The organism is Coleofasciculus sp. (assembly GCF_046539235.1).
Classification (GTDB): Bacteria; Cyanobacteriota; Cyanobacteriia; order Cyanobacteriales; family Coleofasciculaceae; genus Coleofasciculus.
Genome location: NZ_JBKHHI010000494.1, coordinates 1 through 4,473, shown reverse-complemented (window position 1 = coordinate 4,473; position 4,473 = coordinate 1). Strand labels below are relative to the sequence as shown.

4 protein-coding genes are annotated in these 4,473 nt (G+C 48.0%); 1 reads left to right on the top strand and 3 read right to left on the bottom strand.

The window, feature by feature from the left end; translation table 11 throughout:
• Positions 1-255: 255 nt before the first annotated feature.
• From ACLFWI_RS27380 to ACLFWI_RS27370, 3 genes are all read right to left on the bottom strand, one after another.
• Positions 256-888 (bottom strand): cytochrome c oxidase subunit 3, encoded by a 633-nt coding sequence (locus ACLFWI_RS27380; RefSeq protein WP_446410837.1) that lies wholly within the window; start codon positions 886-888, stop codon positions 256-258.
• Positions 889-1,007: 119 nt separating this feature from the next.
• Positions 1,008-2,693 (bottom strand): cytochrome c oxidase subunit I, encoded by a 1,686-nt coding sequence (gene ctaD, locus ACLFWI_RS27375; protein ID WP_446415558.1) that lies wholly within the window; start codon positions 2,691-2,693, stop codon positions 1,008-1,010.
• Positions 2,694-2,759: 66 nt separating this feature from the next.
• Positions 2,760-3,776 carry a cytochrome c oxidase subunit II gene (locus tag ACLFWI_RS27370; RefSeq protein ID WP_446415557.1) on the bottom strand — a complete coding sequence of 339 codons (1,017 nt, stop codon included), beginning with the start codon at positions 3,774-3,776 and terminating at the stop codon, positions 2,760-2,762.
• A gap of 130 nt (positions 3,777-3,906) precedes the next feature.
• On the opposite strand from ACLFWI_RS27370, the gene ACLFWI_RS27365 reads away from it, so the two are divergent.
• Positions 3,907-4,224 (top strand): hypothetical protein, encoded by a 318-nt coding sequence (locus ACLFWI_RS27365; protein ID WP_446415556.1) that lies wholly within the window; start codon positions 3,907-3,909, stop codon positions 4,222-4,224.
• The last annotated feature ends 249 nt before the right edge of the window (positions 4,225-4,473 follow it).

Sequence of the window (4,473 nt, the reverse complement as noted above, 5' to 3'; positions counted from 1 at the left end):
GGGAGAAGGGGTTAGGGGATGAGGGTGAATCAACGTTAATAGATACAGATAAAATTAAAAACAACAATCCGATCTGGTTAATGGTGGCGTAACCATTTTAGCTATCGTAGCGCTAACCTATTTCACAAAAACGTTAATTGAATCAATTGTCAAACTCTTGGCACTGAAGCATCCGCGACAATAATCATTTTAACTTTTAATCTTAATTCCCATGAGGGGTAGAGACGTTGCATGCAACGTCTCTACATCTTCGCTTTAAAACAGCGTCAAAATGTAAAGCAGGGTAAACAGAATAATCCAGATAATATCGACAAAATGCCAATAAATTTCTGCCATTTCAATGCCAACATGCTTGGTTTCACCGTAATGTCCGGGACGACGGGAACGCCACAAGACGCCGAGAATCAGTAAAACTCCGATAGTGACGTGCAAGCCGTGGAATCCGGTCATTAAATAAAAGCAGTTAGAAAACACATTAGTAGTCAGACCATACCCCAATGTGAGATATTCATACACCTGACCGCCTAAGAAAATGACGCCCATAATCGCGGTAATGATATACCACAACCGCATCCCGGAGACATTATTCTTTTTAATCGCCACATCTCCGTTATGGATGACAAAACTACTCGAAACCAGAATAATCGTGTTAATCGCTGGGACTAAGAGTTCCACCTCAGTGCCTTCGGGGGGCCAGGTTGCGGATACGCCTCTATAGATTAAGTACGAGGCAAACATCCCGCCAAACATCAAGGATTCCGAGGCGAGGAAGACGATTAGCCCCAAAACCCGATAATCGGGATGTTCCTCATGTGCAGCCACAGTTACCTCAGCTGAGGGTTCTGAATTAGGCGAGACTTGATATTCGTCAATGGTTGAACCTTGCATAATTTTTTTCCCTATCGCTATATACAACAAGTGATGAACATTAAGTCGGGGCGGGTTTAGTTACATCTGGGTAAACGGGAAACGATAACGGTAAAACCCGCCCCTACAACCTGCAAAATTTACTTCGCTTCTACAACGGGTTCACCCGATGTCGGCGCACTGGGATTGAGTCCTTTACCATTGCGACCATTCATGCCATAAGCATAAGGACCATGGCTCAAAACTGGCAGAACTTCCCAATTTTCAATCGCAGGTGGCGAACTGGTTGTCCATTCCAGGCTCAAGGCATCCCAGGGATTATCACCCACCTTGGGTCCATACATCCAGCTCCAGATTAGATTAATCGCGAAGGGAACCACCGAGAACCCCAATAGAATTGCACCGAAGGTACAAAGCTGATTAATTGCCGTGAATTGGGGGTCATACATGGCTACCCGTCGGGGCATTCCTTGTAAACCCAATTCATGCATGGGGAGAAAGGTGAGATTCGCACCAATAAAGGTGAGAATAAAGTGAACTCGCCCCCAGGTTTCGTTGTACATGCGACCCGTAATTTTGGGGAACCAGTGATACATGCCGGCATAAAGACCAAACACGGAACCGCCAAAGAGAACATAGTGGAAGTGCGCCACAATGTAGTAGGTATCGTGGACATGAATGTCAAAGGGTGCGGTTCCCAGGGTAACCCCACTGAGTCCGCCCAAGACAAACATGCCTAATAAACCGATCGCAAACAGCATTGCCGAGGTGTAGCGGATTTTCCCCTGCCAGAGTGTAGCCACCCAGCTAAAGATTTTCACCCCTGTCGGCACAGCCACAATCAGCGTGGAGATGGTAAAGAACATCCGCATCCAAGGGGGGGTGCCACTGGTAAACATGTGGTGTACCCAAACGAATAGACCGACGATACAGATGGCTAGGGATGAATACGCGATCGCTTTATAGCCAAAGATTGGCTTACGGGCGTGGACGGGTATCACTTCTGACATAATCCCGAAAATCGGCAGAATCATCAGATACACCGCCGGGTGGGAATAGAACCAGAACAGGTGCTGGTACACCACCACATTTCCCCCAGCATCGGGGCGGAAGAAGCTGGTGCCAAAGTTGATATCAAATAACAGCAGGGTTAAGCCTGCGGCTAGCACTGGTGTGGAAAACAGGGCTAATAGGGATGTGGCTAAAATCGCCCAACAAAACAACGGCATCTGATCCCAGCGCATACTGGGGACGCGCATTTTAAAGATGGTGATGATAAAGTTCACCGAACCCAAAATTGAGGAGGTTCCCACCAAGATAATGCTGAGAATCCACATTGATTGAGCGGTATTGGCAGTAATCAGGCTCAAGGGGGGGTAGGATGTCCAACCCGATTGAGCACCGCCGAAAAAGAAACTGCCTAACAGCAAGGCACCGGCTGGAGGAACCAGCCAAAACGCGATCGCATTCAGTTTCGGGAATGCCATATCTCTGGCACCAATCATCAACGGGATCAGGTAGTTGCCAAACCCACCGATTGCAGCCGGAACGACCCAGAAAAAGATCATGATCGTGCCGTGATTGGTCAAGAAAGCATTATAAAGATTGGGATCAAGTAAATCTGAATCAGGGGTATACAGTTCGGCTCGCATGGCGACTGCCATTAATCCCCCGATCAAATAAAACACGAACGAGGTAACTAGGTATTGAATCCCAATGACCTTATGGTCAACGTTGAACGTGAAATAGTCATACCACTTCCATGCCGTGGGATGGGAACTGTGGGAAGTGGCTTGAGATTGAGGTGCAGTTTCGGTTTGGGTCATCAGAATTTTTTGTGACAACGAAAGCAACCTGTCCAGATGGACAAATTTTATGTGATCTGCTTCTATTTAGGATTCATGCATTGAGTGTAACTGGGTTAACGTTTTTTCATCAACGCCCAGCTTATTTGCATAAGGTTCCAAAAACTCGGACTCGGATAAATCAGCCGGATTCACCGCCACGGTTTGATTCGGGTTTTGCTGATGTGCCATCTGATGTTCCTCGAACCAAGCGTCATACTCCTCTTGGGTATGAACAATAAGCTGGGTTCGCATCGCGCCGTGGTAACCCCCACATAGTTCAGCGCAAACTATAGGATAGGTTCCAGGTTTTGTGGCAACAAACCGCAGTTCCGTTTCTTGACCAGGAATCGCATCTTGTTTGAGGCGGAACTGAGGCACCCAGAAGGAGTGAATCACATCTTGGGCGGAGATGTTCAGTTGCACGTCTTTGCCAACGGGAACATGTAATTCACCAGCAACAACGCCACTATCGGCATAGTTAAAGATCCAAGCGAACTGTAAACCGGTGACATTCACCACCAAGTCAGCCCCTTGTCCTTGCCGTTTAGGTGCCGCGCCAAAGCCGTATTTAGCCCCCTTGGGTGCTGCTGCTTCATCGGACTCCATCCCCTCCGCATCAGCCACTAAGGGTGCTGCCATGGCACTTCCGGGCATACTCGCCATTTGAGCGGGGGTATCAGCTTTAACAAAGTTGGGTTCAAAACCGCCCATGTCTCGATACACTTCGACGCTGTAGATCCCGAGTCCAATGACGATAATGGCAGGAATGGCTGTCCAAAAGGCTTCTAAGGGCAAATTACCGATGATGGGTTCAGCATCCGTATCATCCCCCTCGCGTCGCCGAAATCGAATCATGGCAATCACAATAGCGCCTTCGACGACCAAAAATAGGGCGGTGCCGATAGTCATCATCACGTTAAAAAAGTCATCGACTAACGGCGCTTGTTCTGATGCCTGTTCTGGCATCAAGCCGTGGTTTTGACCAACCCACAAACTGACCAGGGTGATAACAATACCGGCGGTCAGCGTGATAATGGTACTTGGTACTTTTTCTGTTTCCATAGCTTATCTCCTTGGCAGCAGCGGCTCTCCACCCAGATTCGGTGAAGTCGCTGCCTGATTCTAGCTTGACTAGATCGATCCTAATTCACATTTCTTTATAGCGCTTGTTTGCAGAAGGCAAGGGATTCCGGTGCGGGGGTGCAGGGGTGCGAAAATTCTGGAAGAGAAATGTTTAGATGTCGGGGCGGGTTTAGGCACAATTGTCGGGGCGGGTTTAGGGATAATTGTCGGGGCGGGTTTAGGGATAATTGTCAGCTATTCACCGATAACTGTCGAACAAAACCCGCCCTTTCTTACCGATAAGGAAACAACTCCCCCAGCGCAAGGCAATCAATTAATCCAAAACCGGATAATAAAACCGATTAGATTCCTAACCGCGATCGCACTATTTTATCCTCCCGTAGCTATATTCCCCACGGTAACTTTTACCTGTGGCAAACTCCCCTAGTGGGATTACATGTTCAGGACTGACGCAGACACACCACGGATGGGGGTAAAGGTGCGTTACGCTACGCTAACACACCCGACAAATAGCCCTAATTATGATGTCCGGCACGCGATCGCAAACAACTCGCCTGAGCCTAGGACGAAGTCAGGACAAGGATTTCGCACTTCTTGACACCTATTAACCTGAATATTGCTTTATAGCACTAAAGTGCTAACTACGAACCTGAATATCGCTCAGCTATGCGTTTAT

Bases quoted from the DNA above. Each gene is read 5' to 3' on its own strand.
- ctaD (WP_446415558.1), bottom strand. From the start codon at position 2,693: ATGACCCAAACCGAAACTGCACCTCAATCTCAAGCCACTTCCCACAGT.
- ACLFWI_RS27370 (WP_446415557.1), bottom strand. From the start codon at position 3,776: ATGGAAACAGAAAAAGTACCAAGTACCATTATCACGCTGACCGCCGGT.
- ACLFWI_RS27380 (WP_446410837.1), bottom strand. From the start codon at position 888: ATGCAAGGTTCAACCATTGACGAATATCAAGTCTCGCCTAATTCAGAA.